The following is a 14,516-nucleotide window of genomic DNA, read 5'->3' as shown; positions in this document are numbered from 1 at the left end:
TGACCAAAAAAAGCCGGGGCATTCGCCCCGGCTTTTTTGTGTGACATGTCGCAGCGTTACTTCTTCTTTTCCGGCGGCGCGACATAGCGGGCAATCTTGCAGCCGCGCGCGCGGGCATAGCCCTTCAGATACGCGCGGCGGACCGATCCGGCGTAAAGATACAGCTCGCGCCGGTGTTCTTCGGCAGCGGCGCCGCTGATGGTGCGGATGATCCCGCCAAACGGGATCAGGCCACTGACCACCGAGCGCGCGGTGCCGCCTGCTGCCTGCGACCGCTTTTCCTCGTCGGTCGCTTTGGCCGCTTCGTCGATGTCGGGCCCGAGTGAGCCGTTCAGCAGGACGACTTCCTTGTTCAGCGCGGCGCATGATCCGCCATTCGGCAGGGTATAGGGGTGCGCCTTTGCCTGCACGAGCTCTTCGGCATACGTGTGCTTGCGCAGGTTGAATTCATCCACCGGGGCGATCGCCACGTCGCGCGCGGTCACCGGTCTTGGCGCAACTGCGGTCTGTGCCGGAGCCATGGCCGGAGTGATCAGCGCGAGCGTACCGGCCAATAAGATTGCCGAGATTGAGCGTTGAGCCCCGCGCGGTGGCGAAAAACAGTTTGTTGCGTGTTTCATGAACGTGACAATACACAAGTCTCCCAAAAGTGCCAAGGCGCACGATACAAGCGCCTCGCTGCGCGCAACCGGACGGCTCGCGCTCGCAACAGCTTCAACCCGCGATAATCTGTGCCGTCGTTGGACTACCCCGCCGCGAATCCGCCAATTGACCACGCCTTTGGCAAAAGGATGCTTGCGCCCAAACGCACCATTTGACAGGCAGGTGGAGACAGGCCGCGAATCCGCGCGGCATTCGCGACACGGCAAATGCGGCGGAACAGCGCGGATGCAGGGCAACAGGATCGGCCGATGCAGTTTGGGCACAGGTGGGGGCAAGCGCATAGGGCCAGGCGGCCCCGCGCGCGTGCTGTCGTCGCCGTGCTGCTGGTCGTCCTGCTGAGCGGTGCGCGCGCAGCACCGCCGTCGGTTGCACCGCGTGATCTTGCGCTTGAGGCAACGCTGCGCCGGCATGTCGAAGTCCTGGCCAGCGATGAATACGCTGGGCGCGAGCCGGGCACTGACGGCGAAACCAGGACATTGCGCTATCTGGCGCGCGAATGGTTCGATATCGGCCTGGCCAGCGGCACCAACGACCCCGGCAACGCCTGGTTTGCCCCGGTCGAGCTGGTCGAGCGCGTTCCGCAGTCCAGCCGCGCGACGTTTCAGCGCGGCCATCGCCGCATCGCGACCGATCCCGATGGCGTGTTCGTCGTCACGTCGGGCCTGCGCAGCCTGATCGAGGATGCGCCGCTGTTGTATGTCGCAAGGGATACCAATCCCGACACCGCGCGCACCGAACTGGCCGGGCGGATCGCTCTGATCCTCGACAGCCAGTCGGCAAACAGCGCCAAGCCGGACAAGCCCGGCGCCGAGCCCGCCGGGCCCGATGACCGCGCCGGTCGCCTGCTCGATGCAGGGGCGGCTGCGGTCATCACCGTGCTCGACGGCCCGCGCAAGCTGGAGGATGTGGCGGCGCGCCGCCGCCGGCCCGGGTATGCCCTGGCCGGGCAAAAACTGGGCGGCGATCTGCAGGCCTATGTCACGCCGCAAGTCGCCGAAGCGCTGCTCGATGCTGCGGGCACCGGCAAACTGGATGGATTGCGCGCTGCGTCCGGATCGCCCCCGCGCCTGATCGGCATCAACGGCACGCTGGAGGCGACGGGGCGCGAAACGCGCATTCATACGCACAACCTGATCGGCAAGCTGGAAGGGCGGCGCCACGACCTGGGTGCTGTCGTGATCGTGGCGCATTGGGATCATTTCGGGCGCTGTGCCGATCCGCCGGCCGAACACCTGATCTGCAACGGCGCAGTCGACAATGCCAGCGGCCTGGCGGTGATCACCGAAACCGCGCGCATCCTGTCACACGGCCGTCCGCTCGACCGCGATATCTATTTCCTCGCCACCACCGGCGAAGAACTGGGTTTGCTCGGCGCGCAGGCCTTTACCGAAAATCCGCCGTTGCCGCTCGATGCCATCATGGCGGTGCTCAATGTCGATTCGACCGGGCTGGTCGGGACGGGCTTGCCGGTCAGCGTGATCGGCGCGGGGATGACCGATCTTGATGACAGCATCGCCGTGGTGTTGAAGGCCATGCGCCGCAAGACGGTCAGCGGCAATGCCGCCAATGCCTTTGTCCGCCGGCAGGACGGGTGGGCATTCATCGAACACGACGTGCCCGCCGTCATGGTCTCCAGCGCCTATTCCGACACCGCGCGGCTCGAAAAATTCATGGACGAGCGCTATCATCGGCCCACCGATATCCCCGCGCGCGTCGAATATGGCGGCATGGGCGAAGATGTTGCGCTGCAAGTCGAACTGGCGCGATACTTTGCCGATGTGCATCGTTTTCCCGGGCCCCCTGTGCCGCGACTGGACAGCGCAACGCGCTGAGCAGCCAGCCCGATATTGCCTCATCGTGGTGGGCGGATCGGCGCGGCGCAAAATCGCGCTGGCCAGATATGGCCGGCTTGGTTACATGGTCCGCCACGAATCTACCCCCGCAGAAAGTGGCTTCCCGTGATCGATATCCCCCTCGGCCTGACATATGACGATGTGCTGTTGCGCCCGGGGGCGTCGGATCTGTTGCCCAGCCAGGCCGACACGCGCACGCTGCTGACGCGCGGGATCCCGCTCAACATTCCGGTGCTGTCCGCAGCGATGGACACCGTGACCGAGGCCGACATGGCGATCGTCATGGCGCAATTGGGCGGGATCGGGGTGCTGCATCGCAATCTGTCGATCGAGGAGCAGTGCGCTGCGGTGCGCGCGGTCAAACGGTTCGAAAGCGGCATGGTGGTCAACCCGATCACGATCACGCCCGATGCGACGCTCGGCTCGGCGCAGGCGCTGATGCGCCATCACAAGATCAGCGGCATCCCGGTGGTCGAGGCGTCGGGGCGTCTGGTCGGCATCCTGACCAACCGCGACGTGCGCTTTGCCGCTGATCTGATGCAGCCGGTGCGCGAGCTGATGACGCATGAAAACCTGGCGACGGTGCCGCTGGGCACCAGCGGCGACGAAGCGCGGCGGCTGTTGCATCACCGCCGGATCGAAAAACTGCTGGTGGTCGACGATGCCTATCGCTGCATCGGGCTGATCACGGTCAAGGATATCGAAAAAGCGGTCAATTACCCCAGCGCGACCAAGGATTCGGCAGGGCGCCTGCGCGTTGCCGCCGCGACCACGGTCGGCGAAAAGGGAATGGAGCGCACACGCGCGCTGATCGATGCGGAATGCGATGTGATCGTCATCGACACCGCGCATGGCCACAATGCGCAAGTCGCGCGTGCGGTCGAGGCGGTGAAGAAACTGTCGAACGCGGTGCAGGTGATCGCGGGCAATGTCGCCACGGCCGAAGCAACACGCGCGCTGGTCGATGCCGGCGCCGATGCGGTAAAAGTCGGGATCGGGCCAGGATCGATCTGCACCACGCGCGTGGTCGCGGGCGTCGGCGTGCCGCAATTGACCGCGGTCATGGAATGCGCAGAGGAAGCCGAGAAATCTGGCGTGCCGATCATCGCCGATGGCGGTCTGCGCACATCGGGCGATGCGGCCAAGGCGCTTGCCGCCGGCGCGAGCACGATCATGATCGGGTCGCTGCTGGCCGGCACCGAGGAAGCGCCGGGCGAGACGTTCCTCTATCAGGGCCGCTCGTACAAGAGCTATCGCGGCATGGGATCGGTCGGCGCGATGGCGCGCGGATCGGCCGATCGCTATTTTCAGCAGGATATCAAGGATCAGATGAAGCTCGTTCCCGAAGGGATCGAGGGCCAGGTGCCGTACAAGGGCCCGGCCAAGGACGTGGTCCACCAGCTGGTCGGCGGGATCAAGGCGGCGATGGGCTATACCGGTTCGGCGACGATTCCTGACCTGAAAGCCAATGCGAAATTCGTGCGGATCACCAATGCGGGGTTGAGCGAAAGCCATGTCCATGACGTGACGATCACGCGCGAGGCACCCAATTACCCGACCCGCTAGGACTTTGGGCGCTAATCGATGACGCCGCCAGCGCGCGCCCAGGCGGCGATCGACCTGCTCGATGCGGTGATCCTGGCGGCTCGGGGGCAGGGCGCCAGCGCCGATCGCCTTGCTGCCGACTGGTTTCGCACGCGGCGCTTTGTCGGATCGAAAGACCGCCGCGCAATTCGCGAGCTGGTGTGGCACGCGATCCGCGCGTGTGGCGACATCCCCGGCAATGGCCGCATGGCGATGTTGCGCGTGGCGGCGGATGATCCGGCGGTCGCGGTGCTGTTCGACGGGTCGCACTATGGCCCCGCGCCGATTGCGCCCGATGAAGTTCCGGCGCAAGCAGGTATCGCACCTGACTGGCTTATGACTGAATTGATGCACAGCGGGCATGATGAGGCAGAGCTTGCGGCGCTGCTGACCCGCGCGCCGCTCGATATTCGCGCCAATCGCTTGCGCATCACGTGCGATGATCTGATCGCGCAATTGCCGGTTGCGGCCGAGCCCGGTCCGTCGCCCGATGCCCTTCGCCTGCCGCCCGGCACGCAGGCCGAAGCATGGCCCGCCTTTGCGCAGGGCCTGTTCGAAGTGCAGGATGCCGGCAGCCAGATCGCGTGCGGGATCATCGCGGCGCGCGCCGGTGAAACCGTGGTCGATCTGTGCGCCGGTGCGGGGGGCAAGACGCTCGCACTTGCCGCAGCGATGAATAACGGCGGCCGCCTGATAGCCTGCGACATCGATCGCACGCGCCTGTCGCGCCTGCCCGCGCGCGCGGCCCGTGCGGGCGCGACGGTTGAAACCCGGCTGCTCGATGGCGGCCGCGAATGGCAGGCGCTGCGCGATGTGATGGGGCAGGTCGATGCGGTGCTGGTCGATGCGCCGTGTACCGGCACCGGCACGTGGCGGCGCAACCCGGAGGCACGCTGGCGGCTGAGCCCGGCGGTGATTGCGCGCTACGTGCGGATGCAGGCGCAAGTGCTGGATCTGGCGGCGGGGCTGGTGCGTCCGGGCGGCCGGATCACGTTCATCACGTGTTCGTTGCTCGATGCCGAAGGGCCCGATGCGATCGCCGCGTTTGTGGCGCGCCATCACGGGTGGCGGGCGGTGCCGATCGCCGCGCCGATCGGGCGCCGGCGCGGCGCCGGATGGAGGCTGACGCCGGGGCACGACGATACCGACGGGTTTTTCTTCGCAAACCTGGTTGCACCATGATAATCGATGGAATTATGCAATCCGGGCACCCACATACGGTTTCTGCCGGAGCGGTGCCCGGTTCTTTCAGGGATTTGCTGATGCGTTATTACCCCGCTGCGCTGGCTCTCTCGCTCGCGCTCGCCGTCACCGGCAGCATGGGCCAGGCCAAGGTCGCAGACCCGATCGATCCGCGTGCCGGCGAACTGTTGGCGAGCGGCCGCGCCGCGCTGGCGCATGGCGATGTGACGATGGCGACGGACGAATTTGAATCCGCGCTGGCCGTCGATCCGGGCTATACCGGCACGCTGGTCGCGCTGGGCGATGCCGCGCGCAAGGCTGGACTTCAGGGCAAGGCCATCCATTATTACCGCGTCGCGCTTGAACGTGATCCCAACGATCTGGACGCGATCGGCGGCGAAGGCGGTGCGATGGCGGAAAAAGGCGCGCTGGAAAAGGCGCGCGCCAATCTGGCTCGGCTTGACGGCCTGTGCGGCAAAGGCTGCGCCGAAAGCCGCATCCTGGCGGATGCCATCGCCAAAGGACCCGCGCCCAAAGTCGTATCGGCGCAAGCGGTCAAGCCCGCGCCGGTGGTGCAGGACAACTAGGTCGTAGACTCATAGACGCGCAGCCACAGTCGCATTGACGCGAGTTGGACCATGGCGAGGAAGTTTTCTGCCAGCTTGTCGTAGCGGGTTGCGACCCTGCGGAAATGCTTGATGATGGAGTCCATCATCCGATCCCACACCCCGGCCTTCCGCCATCGCACGAAACGGTTGTAGCAAGTGGTGCGCGGGCCATAGCGCTCAGGCAGGTCGCGCCACGGCGCACCGGATCGCAGAACCCAGAAGATGCCGTTCAACACGCGACGGTCATCAACGCGGGGAACGCCTCGCGGCTTATTGGGCAACAACGGTTCGATCACACGCCACTCGAAGTCGGTCAGGTCGTATCGGCTCATGGTGATACTGAATCACAGATTGCAGTAGTTGCCCAGTCGTTTCGAATTGCAGTAGTCTGTTGCTATGGAACAAGCGGCCTTCATTGATCTCGTGCGTCAAACAGTGGTTGAGCCCGCTACGAGCGGAACGATCTCGCAGATTGAAAGCCCAACTGGCCGCAACCTTTCTGAAGATAGAAAGCGCAGGTCAGCCTGGTTTCGCGCGCTTTCCCCTGACGAACGCGCGCATGTCGAATACGCCATTGCGCAAGCCGCCCATGCCGCCACTTTCGGCTTCCTATGTGTCCTTGATGGCGCTCGTGTCATCGAGGACGGAGCCGACCGAGGCTACCTTGAGCTCCACCATGTCAAAGGCAAATCAGCTACTCTTCTGGCTTCCAGCGCTGACGAAATGCCCGCAGCGCCTCTTCACGAGTTCCTCTGACATTCCCCATTTATGGGTTCTCGACCGAGCATCGTCCCGTTGCGGGAGCATGGTTGCGTTGCGCCGGTAATGCCTGTTTACACCGCTGCCATGATCACAACAGCGGGCGAAACTCGTCAAGCACCTGGCGATAGACGCGGCGTTTGAACGGCACGATCAGGTCGGGCAGTTCTTCGGGATCGACCCATTTCCATTCGGCGAATTCGGGCGGATCATAGGCATTCAGGTTTACCTGACGGTCGTCGCCGGTAAAGCGCAACAGCAGCCATTTCTGGCGCTGACCGCGAAAGCGCCCTTTCCACAGCCGGCCGAGCAATTCGGGCGGCAGGTCGTAGAACACCTCGTCTTGGGTTTCGGCGATGATCTGCACCAGGTCGGCGGTCACGCCGGTTTCCTCGAACAGTTCGCGCAAACCCGCTGGCCGTACGTCTTCGCCATCATCGATGCCGCCCTGCGGCATCTGCCAGGCATCGCCTTCCCCAGTCGCAGCCTCGCCACGCGCCGCGCGTTCGCGTGTGTCGATACGCTGCCCGACAAAGACTTTGCCCTGGGCGTTGACCAGCATGATGCCGACGCAGGGGCGATAGGGAAGGGTCGCGGGATCTATCGTCATCTAGCCATGTTCCAGGTGCCGTTTGATAGCGGCAAAAATTGTGAAACTATCGTCGTAAGCGCTCGGGATCGCTTTGCGCAATTGTGCAAAGCCGTGGATGGTTCCGGCAAATTCCAGAAATGTGACGTTCACGCCCGCAAGGATCAGTTCGGCGCCATAAACCCGCCCGCTGTCGCGGATCGGATCGAGCCCTGCGGTGACTAGCACGGTCGGCGGGGTATGCGCATGGTCATTATACAAGGGATAGGCACGCGGGTCCCCGGGTGTGGCCGCATAGCACCGCGTAAACCACGCCATGCTGTCGGCATTCAGCATGAACCCCTCGCAAAACTGCCGGTACGATGCGTGGTCGGGCCGGTCGTCGGTCAGCGGATACAGCGGCACCTGCAGGATGACGGGGACGGCAGCGGGCCGTGCCCCCAGCGCCTGCGTCACGACGATCGCCAGGTTCCCGCCTGCCGAGTCGCCCATCGGGATCAGGCCCGTGATCGTGCGACCGATCGCGTCGGGGCTGGTCGCGATCCAGCGCGCGGCGGCCTCGCAATCATCGGGTGCGGCGGGAAACGGGTGCTCGGGCGCGAGCCGGTAATCGACCGCAATGACCGGCAGATCGAGCGCGCTGGCAATCTCGGTGCAGAACGCCTGGTGCGTGGCCAGATCGCCGATGACGAAACCGCCACCGTGAAAGAACACGACGGCCGGGCCCGGCGCGCGCGTGTCGCGCGAATCATACAGGCGCAACCCGATGTCGCCGGCGGGTCCGGGCGCGACCAGATCGCGGATCACCGGCAGATCCAGCGGCGCGCGCTCGGCCACGCTGCTCATCATCAAAAACTCCTGGCGCGCCATGGCCGGGGTAAGTGTGCTCATCGGCGGCGTGCCAGCGGCGTTCAGGTAATCGAGAAAACCCTTCACGTCGGGCCTTATGGTCACGCCTGTGGCGGTTTCGTCTGCCATGATGCCCGCAATCCTCGTGGCTATGCTGTGCAATTTTCGAACGGTAAATGCGCAAGTGCGTCTTGACTAGAGCCCGCCATCATTATCAAGCGCGGCCATGGCGCCGTGGTATGACGTGACGCAGATTTTCTTTTTTGCGCTTGACCCTGCCCGTCGTTAGGCGCGGGGATCACACGCACGTTGACGAACGGCGATCGGCCTGCTGACCGGTCCGCCAAGCGAGGAATACGATGGCTACTGCAGTTTTCGGCGGGCCCGACGCCCTGACCGGTGGGAAAGAAAACGCGGCGGCGCCCGATGCCGTTGTGGTGCGGTTTGCCGGCGACAGCGGCGACGGCATGCAACTGACCGGCGGACAGTTTACGCTGTCGACGGCGCTGGCGGGCAACGATCTGGCGACGTTCCCCGATTTTCCGGCCGAGATCCGCGCGCCGCAGGGCACGCTGTTCGGCGTTTCGGCGTTTCAGATCAATTTCGGATCGACCGATATCGAAACCGCAGGTGATCAGCCAGATGTGCTGATCGCGATGAATCCCGCTGCGCTCAAGGTCAACCTCGACGCGCTGAAGCCCGGCGGGTTGATCATTGCCGACAGCGGCGAATTCAATAAACGCAATCTGGAAAAGGCCAAGTATACGGTCAACCCGCTCGAAGACGGCAGCCTGCACAAATGGCAACTGCTGGGCTTCGATATTTCTGCGCTCACGCTCGAGGCGGTCAAGCCGTTCGGCCTTGGCAACAAGGAAGCACTGCGCTGCAAGAACATGTGGACGCTGGGGCTGGCGCTGTGGATGTTCGACCGTGAGCGCGGCCCGCTGATCGACTGGCTGCGCACCAAGTTCGCCAAGAACTCGACGCTCGCCGATGCCAATGTCGCCGCGCTGAATGCCGGGCATGCCTATGGCGAAACCGCCGAACTGTCGGGTCCGTTGCGGCAGGTGCGGATCGCGCCTGTCGAAAGCGAGCCGGGCCTGTATCGCACCGTCACCGGCGCCGAATCGATCAGCTATGGCCTGGTCGCCGGCGCGCAGCTGGCCGAATTGCCGTTGTTTTTCGGCGGGTATCCGATCACGCCGGCATCCTCGATCCTGCATAATCTGGTCAAGCTGAAGGAATTCGGCGTCACCACATTCCAGGCAGAGGATGAAATCGCCGCGATCGCTTCGGCGATCGGTGCATCGTATGCCGGGCATCTGGGCGTGACGTCATCGTCGGGCCCGGGCATCGCGCTCAAGACCGAGGCGATCGGGCTGGCGGTGATGACCGAACTGCCGCTGGTGATCGTCAATTCGCAGCGTGGCGGGCCATCGACCGGGCTGCCGACCAAGACCGAGCAGTCGGATCTGTATCAGGCGGTCTATGGCCGCAATGGCGATGCGTCGATTCCGGTGATCGCGGCGCGGTCCCCGAGCGATGCGTTCGATTGCGCGATCGAGGCGTGCCGTGTCGCGACGCAGTACATGACCCCGGTCATGCTGTTGACCGATGGTTATATCGCCAATGCGGCCGAGCCGTGGAAAGTGCCCGATCCGGCCAGCTATCTGCCGTTCCCCGCGACGTTTCTGGAGGAACCCAACGGTCCTGACGGCACCGTCCTGCCGTTTGCGCGCAACGAACGCGGTGCGCGGCCCTGGATCAAGGCGGGCACACCCGGGCTGATGCATCGCATCGGCGGGATCGAGAAGAACCCCACCACGGGCGCGATCGACTATTCGCCCGCCAGCCACCAGACGATGACCGATCTGCGCAAGGCCAAGATCGACGGTATTGCGAAAAGTATCCCGCCGCAGGAGGTGACGCTGGGCGAGGCGAGCGGCAAGCTGGTGCTGGTCGGTTGGGGCAGCACATTTGGCCCGATCCACCAGGCGGTGCGCCGCGCGCGCCGGCGCGGGCTCGATGTCAGCCACGTGCATGTCCGCTATATCTGGCCTCTGCCCGAAAACCTGGGCGAGTTGCTCGCCGGGTATGACCGCGTGCTGGTGCCCGAAATGAACACCGGCCAATTCAAGACCGTGCTGCGCGACCAGTTCCTGATCGATGCACGCCCGCTCAACAAGACCAGCGGCCAGCCGTTTACGATTGCCGAAATCGAAGCGGCGATTGAACAAATCCTGGCGGCCTGAAGGACGATTGCGATGAACGACCTGACCCCGATCAAGACGACCCTGAAAGACTGGGAAACCGACCAGGAAGTGCGCTGGTGCCCCGGTTGCGGCGACTATGCCATCCTGAAAGCGGTGCAGCGCACGCTGCCCGATCTCGGCGCCGATCCGTCGAAGACGGTGTTCGTCTCGGGTATCGGCTGTTCCAGCCGGTTTCCGTATTACATCGAAAGCTATGGCTTTCACACGATCCACGGCCGCGCGCCGGCGTTCGCGACCGGCATCAAGCTGGCCAACCCGGAACTCGATGTCTGGCTGATCACCGGCGATGGCGACGGGCTGTCGATCGGCGGCAACCACCTGATGCACATCCTGCGCCGCAATGTGAACACGCAGATCCTGCTGTTCAACAACGAGATCTACGGCCTGACCAAAGGCCAGTTCTCGCCGACCAGCCGCGAGGGCACGTTTTCGCCGACCTCGCCGATGGGCTCGGTCGATCGGCCGGCGTCGCCATGCGCGTTTGCGCTTGGCGCAGGCGGCCGGTTCATCGCGCGGTCGTACGACGTGTCGAAGGATCTGGCATCGGTGATCAAGGCCGCACATGCGCACCAGGGCGCGGCCTTCGTCGAGATTTTCCAGAACTGCATCGTGTACAACAAGGACCGCTTTGACGATTTCATCGCCAAGCCGGTCGCCGATGCGAACCAGGTGTGGGCGCGCCATGGCGAACCGCTGCTGTTTGCCAAGGGCACCCGGGGGATTGGGCTCGATACCGCTACGCTGACGTTGAAAGTGGTCGATGTCGTCGATGGCGACTGGCGCGGTGCGGGCGTGATCGTCCACAACGTGACCAATCGCGCAGTCGCGCACATGCTGATCGAAATGCCGTTCGGGCCATTTCCGATGGCGCTGGGCGTGATTTACGACGATCCGCGCCCGACCTACGAAGGCGAATTGCTCGGTCAGGACCAGAAAGCGCGCGCGGGCAAGAGCGCGGATCTTGGCAAACTGCTGGCGAAGGGCCAGACGTGGACCGTTCCGGGCTGATCATTGCCCGAAAAGGCAGGTCGCGGCGGAACCGGCGGCGGGCAGAAGGGCGCCATGACTGATCCTGTTATCGTCTGGCTGCGCCAGGATTTGCGGCTTGCCGATCAGCCGGCTTTCGCTGCTGCGGCGGCCGAGGGCGCAGTCATTCCGGTCTATGTGCTCGATGACGAAACCCCGCGCCATCGTGCGATGGGCGCAGCGTCGCGCTGGTGGCTGCATCACAGCCTGGCCAGCCTCGATGCGGATCTGCGCAAGATCGGCTCGCAGCTGGTGCTGCGCCGGGGCAAGGCGCATGAGGCGCTGGGCGCTGTGCGGCGCGAAACCGGCGCGCGGCGGGTGCATGCCATGGCGCATGCCGAGCCGTGGTGGCGCATGGCCGAACGCGCGGTGGCCAAAAACTTTGATTTGGTGCTGCACGAGGGACAATATCTGGTGCCGCCCGGGTCGCTGCTGACCGGCAGCGGCACCCCGTACAAGATCTACACCCCGTTCTGGCGCGCGCTGGTCCAGCATATGCCGCCGCATAAGCCGGTCGCTGCGCCCAAGCATCTGACCAAGCCCAAGTTCTGGCCGGATAGCGACAAGCTGGACGGATGGGGCTTGTTGCCAAGCAAGCCCGACTGGGCGGGCGGCTTTCGCAAAACCTGGACCCCGGGTGAAACCGGCGCTGCCGATCGGCTCGATGATTTTACCGATCACGCTAAACGGTACAGTGAAACGCGCAACCTGCCTTCGGTCGATGGTACGTCGATGCTGTCGCCGCATCTGCATTGGGGCGAAGTGTCGGTTGCGGCCGTCTGGCATGCGGTGAAGGATGCCGGCGGATCGGTCGACGTGTTCCTGGGCGAGCTGGGCTGGCGCGATTATGCCGCCAACATCACCGTGCAGATGCCCGATTATGCCGTCAGGAATGCGCGCGAAGCGTTCGATCATCTGCCCTGGCGCGATGATGCCAAGGGGCTGGCAGCATGGCAGAAGGGCCAGACGGGGTATCCCATAGTCGATGCCGGCATGCGCCAGCTGTGGGCCACGGGGTGGATGCATAACCGTGTGCGGATGATCACCGCCAGTTTCCTGATCAAGCACCTGCTGATCGACTGGCGCGAAGGCGAGCGCTGGTTCTGGGATACGCTGGTGGATGCCGACCACGGATCGAATGCGGTCAACTGGCAATGGACCGCGGGATCGGGCGTCGATTCAAACATGTTCGTGCGGATCATGGCGCCGCTGACCCAGTCGCCAAAGTTCGATGCCGCGGGGTATATCCGGCGCTGGGTACCTGAACTGGCGAATTTGTCGGACGATGATATCCATGATCCAAAGGTGCGGCCCAAGGCGTATCCCGAGCAGATTATCGGCCATGTCGAAGCGCGGACGAGGGCGCTTGCCGCGCACGCGATGATGAAACAGGCTTGAACCCATCAGTCGCAGACGCGCCGTTTTAATGCGCGTGCCCGCAATCGCCTTCCGCGCCTTGAGCCGAAGTTAACGCCGCGAGCGCGTTGGCATGGCGCAGCACTTCGCTTGCACCGAGTGGACCACCGTGGCCGAGGTAAAAGCGCTCGGCGCCATTTTGCACCAATCGTTCCAGTTCGAAGGCCACCTTTGCCGGATCATCCTCGAACGGGGGGCGAATGGCATGACCGATCCGCGCAAGACCGCCGATAAGGATACCCGACGCCACCAGATCGCCAACCAGCGCATCGCGCGAGGCGAGTTCGACAGAAATCGACCCGGCGGTGTGCCCGGCGGTATGACGCACGGTCCCAGCGACTCCGAACGCGGAAAGGTTCACCTGCTCGCTATCGTGCATCATCATATCCGGGACGAAGCCCTCGTAAGGCTGGTGCGGCAGCGGCGTCCTGAAGAACAGCCGGCCGACCGGGCCCGTCGGGCAATAGCTCATCGGCCGCCGGCGGCTGTAGAAATCGGCATCGCCGCTATGCGCCAGGATCGGCGCGCCAGAAAGCTGGCGCAACCGCGCGGCGCTGCCGGCGTGATCGGTATGGGCATGGGTGATGACGATCAGCCGGATATCGCCGAAGGTCAGCCCATGGCGCGCGAGCGCGCGGCCTATCTTGCGCTCCGAACCGGGGATACCGGCATCGACAAGAATGCAGCCCGCCTCACCCCGGATCAGATGGGCGTTTACGATGCCGAACGGCAGGATCGGGATGCGGATGATCTGTAAAGGCGACATGGGACAATCCATTCGCTTGCGTGTGGGAGGGCTATGCGCTCTGCTGGTCGAGCCGAGCCTGCGCCACGGCGCTGCGGGCGATGCCGCACCACGCGCAGTTCGGTCCGGTGCCCTGCGCGGCGGTGGTGGTCAGGTCGTCGTCGCCCAGCGACAAGGCAAACGCTCGCAGCAGGCGCGCGACGGCGGCCGGCGCCTCGAGCGGCAGCAAGTGCCCGGCATGAGGCAGTTCGTGCAACCGTGCCTGCGGTATCCGCGCGAGCAATTCACGGCGCAGGATGTCTGGCGGATCGACCCGGTCGTCCGTGCCGGACAGGACGATCGTCGGCACCGCGATGCGGGCCACGTCGGCGGTAATGTCCTCCTGGCTGGTGACCATCGGCCACGCCGCCCGTGCCGCTGGTGCGCCGGAGAGGCTGTCGCTGATGACGCCGGCCAGATCCTCTGGCGCCAGCCCGCCCGGGGCAAGCACTTGCGCCACTGTCGCGACGATGCTTTCGCGCGTGTCATAGGCGGCGACCATGCCCTCTCGCACGGACAGCGGCAGCCCTAGCGGCGAGGGGGGCGACGGCGCGACGAGCGCCAGTCCGATCAGGCCCGCCGGGCGGCGCGCGGCGATCAGTTGCGCGACCTTGCCGCCCATCGAATGGCCGACGAGAATGTAGCGCTCGGGCGCAAGCGCTGCGATCACCGCCTGCGCGTCTGCGGCCAGATCGGCGAGCGTGTAGCCGTGCGCGGGCGCATCCGACCGCCCCCAGCCGCGCTGGTCGAGCGCAATGGTACGAAACTCGGGTGCGAGCAGGTCGCTCACATGCCGCCACGTTCGCGCCGATCCGCCCCAATAGTGCAGGAATACCAGCGCCGGCGTGCCAGCGCCCTGTTGCTCGACATGGAGTTCCACGCCGTTGGCCTTGATCCTCATGACCGTGTCCTTTCGCGCAATGGGGCGGC

The 14,516-nt window shown here is 64.7% G+C and carries 13 protein-coding genes and 1 pseudogene; 8 read left to right on the top strand and 6 right to left on the bottom strand.

The genetic code is table 11. From position 1 onward, the window contains the following. Positions 1-56: 56 nt before the first annotated feature. Complete coding sequence (locus ACOOE2_RS10995) at positions 57-554, bottom strand: hypothetical protein (RefSeq protein WP_420383042.1); 498 nt, start codon at positions 552-554, stop codon at positions 57-59. Between the two features lie 426 nt (positions 555-980). Here ACOOE2_RS10995 and ACOOE2_RS10990 point away from each other — a divergent pair, with 426 nt between their 5' ends. The 4 genes from ACOOE2_RS10990 to ACOOE2_RS10975 all read left to right on the top strand — a co-directional run bounded on the left by ACOOE2_RS10990 (position 981) and on the right by ACOOE2_RS10975 (position 5,869). Beyond that, the gene (locus ACOOE2_RS10990) at positions 981-2,495 is read left to right on the top strand and encodes a M28 family metallopeptidase (protein ID WP_420383041.1); all 1,515 of its coding nucleotides are present in this window, start codon (positions 981-983) and stop codon (positions 2,493-2,495) included. 129 nt (positions 2,496-2,624) lie between these two features. Then, positions 2,625-4,082: an IMP dehydrogenase gene (guaB, locus tag ACOOE2_RS10985; RefSeq protein ID WP_420384599.1), complete on the top strand. Its 1,458-nt coding sequence runs from the start codon at positions 2,625-2,627 to the stop codon at positions 4,080-4,082. An 18-nt stretch (positions 4,083-4,100) separates the two neighbouring features. Beyond that, positions 4,101-5,282 (top strand): RsmB/NOP family class I SAM-dependent RNA methyltransferase, encoded by a 1,182-nt coding sequence (locus ACOOE2_RS10980; RefSeq protein WP_420383040.1) that lies wholly within the window; start codon positions 4,101-4,103, stop codon positions 5,280-5,282. An 80-nt stretch (positions 5,283-5,362) separates the two neighbouring features. Further along, positions 5,363-5,869 (top strand): tetratricopeptide repeat protein, encoded by a 507-nt coding sequence (locus tag ACOOE2_RS10975; RefSeq protein ID WP_420383039.1) that lies wholly within the window; start codon positions 5,363-5,365, stop codon positions 5,867-5,869. 101 nt (positions 5,870-5,970) lie between these two features. Here ACOOE2_RS10975 and ACOOE2_RS10970 read toward each other — a convergent pair. Continuing rightward, positions 5,971-6,228 (bottom strand): annotated as a pseudogene (locus ACOOE2_RS10970) (IS5 family transposase); the annotation flags it as partial. Between the two features lie 58 nt (positions 6,229-6,286). On the opposite strand from ACOOE2_RS10970, the gene ACOOE2_RS10965 reads away from it, so the two are divergent. Beyond that, entirely contained in the window at positions 6,287-6,646 is a 360-nt protein-coding gene (locus ACOOE2_RS10965) for a hypothetical protein (RefSeq protein WP_420383038.1), read from the top strand. Between the two features lie 94 nt (positions 6,647-6,740). On the opposite strand, the gene ACOOE2_RS10960 is transcribed toward ACOOE2_RS10965, so the two are convergent. Then, positions 6,741-7,259 carry an RNA pyrophosphohydrolase gene (locus tag ACOOE2_RS10960; RefSeq protein WP_420383037.1) on the bottom strand — a complete coding sequence of 173 codons (519 nt, stop codon included), beginning with the start codon at positions 7,257-7,259 and terminating at the stop codon, positions 6,741-6,743. Continuing rightward, positions 7,260-8,216: an alpha/beta hydrolase gene (locus ACOOE2_RS10955; protein WP_420383036.1), complete on the bottom strand. Its 957-nt coding sequence runs from the start codon at positions 8,214-8,216 to the stop codon at positions 7,260-7,262. Positions 8,217-8,446: 230 nt separating this feature from the next. Between ACOOE2_RS10955 and ACOOE2_RS10950 the strand changes: the two genes are divergently transcribed. Genes ACOOE2_RS10950 through ACOOE2_RS10940 form a run of 3 tightly spaced genes read left to right on the top strand, consistent with a single transcriptional unit; the run spans position 8,447 to position 12,784 of the window. Next, positions 8,447-10,339, top strand: coding sequence for a 2-oxoacid:acceptor oxidoreductase subunit alpha (locus ACOOE2_RS10950; RefSeq protein ID WP_420383035.1), 1,893 nt, complete (start codon positions 8,447-8,449; stop codon positions 10,337-10,339). A gap of 12 nt (positions 10,340-10,351) precedes the next feature. After that, on the top strand, positions 10,352-11,368 hold the full coding sequence (locus ACOOE2_RS10945; protein ID WP_420383034.1) for a 2-oxoacid:ferredoxin oxidoreductase subunit beta: 1,017 nt from the start codon (positions 10,352-10,354) through the stop codon (positions 11,366-11,368). Positions 11,369-11,422: 54 nt separating this feature from the next. Continuing rightward, on the top strand, positions 11,423-12,784 hold the full coding sequence (locus tag ACOOE2_RS10940) for a cryptochrome/photolyase family protein (protein ID WP_420383033.1): 1,362 nt from the start codon (positions 11,423-11,425) through the stop codon (positions 12,782-12,784). Positions 12,785-12,809: 25 nt separating this feature from the next. Here the strand turns inward: ACOOE2_RS10940 and ACOOE2_RS10935 are convergent, their stop codons facing one another. Beyond that, a complete protein-coding gene (locus ACOOE2_RS10935) occupies positions 12,810-13,568 on the bottom strand; it encodes an MBL fold metallo-hydrolase (RefSeq protein ID WP_420383032.1) in 759 nt (252 codons plus the stop codon). A gap of 31 nt (positions 13,569-13,599) precedes the next feature. Continuing rightward, positions 13,600-14,487: an alpha/beta fold hydrolase gene (locus ACOOE2_RS10930; protein ID WP_420383031.1), complete on the bottom strand. Its 888-nt coding sequence runs from the start codon at positions 14,485-14,487 to the stop codon at positions 13,600-13,602. Positions 14,488-14,516: the final 29 nt, after the last annotated feature.

The organism is Novosphingobium sp. (genome assembly GCF_965214355.1).
Classification (GTDB): Bacteria; Pseudomonadota; Alphaproteobacteria; order Sphingomonadales; family Sphingomonadaceae; genus Novosphingobium.
Note: the sequence above shows the minus strand (reverse complement) of the source record. Positions and strands in the feature narration are given on the sequence as shown.

Bases quoted from the DNA above. Each gene is read 5' to 3' on its own strand.
- ACOOE2_RS10980 (WP_420383040.1), top strand. From the start codon at position 4,101: ATGACGCCGCCAGCGCGCGCCCAGGCGGCGATCGACCTGCTCGATGCG.
- ACOOE2_RS10975 (WP_420383039.1), top strand. From the start codon at position 5,363: ATGCGTTATTACCCCGCTGCGCTGGCTCTCTCGCTCGCGCTCGCCGTC.
- ACOOE2_RS10965 (WP_420383038.1), top strand. From the start codon at position 6,287: ATGGAACAAGCGGCCTTCATTGATCTCGTGCGTCAAACAGTGGTTGAG.
- ACOOE2_RS10960 (WP_420383037.1), bottom strand. From the start codon at position 7,259: ATGACGATAGATCCCGCGACCCTTCCCTATCGCCCCTGCGTCGGCATC.
- ACOOE2_RS10955 (WP_420383036.1), bottom strand. From the start codon at position 8,216: ATGGCAGACGAAACCGCCACAGGCGTGACCATAAGGCCCGACGTGAAG.
- ACOOE2_RS10950 (WP_420383035.1), top strand. From the start codon at position 8,447: ATGGCTACTGCAGTTTTCGGCGGGCCCGACGCCCTGACCGGTGGGAAA.
- ACOOE2_RS10945 (WP_420383034.1), top strand. From the start codon at position 10,352: ATGAACGACCTGACCCCGATCAAGACGACCCTGAAAGACTGGGAAACC.
- ACOOE2_RS10940 (WP_420383033.1), top strand. From the start codon at position 11,423: ATGACTGATCCTGTTATCGTCTGGCTGCGCCAGGATTTGCGGCTTGCC.
- ACOOE2_RS10935 (WP_420383032.1), bottom strand. From the start codon at position 13,568: ATGTCGCCTTTACAGATCATCCGCATCCCGATCCTGCCGTTCGGCATC.
- ACOOE2_RS10930 (WP_420383031.1), bottom strand. From the start codon at position 14,487: ATGAGGATCAAGGCCAACGGCGTGGAACTCCATGTCGAGCAACAGGGC.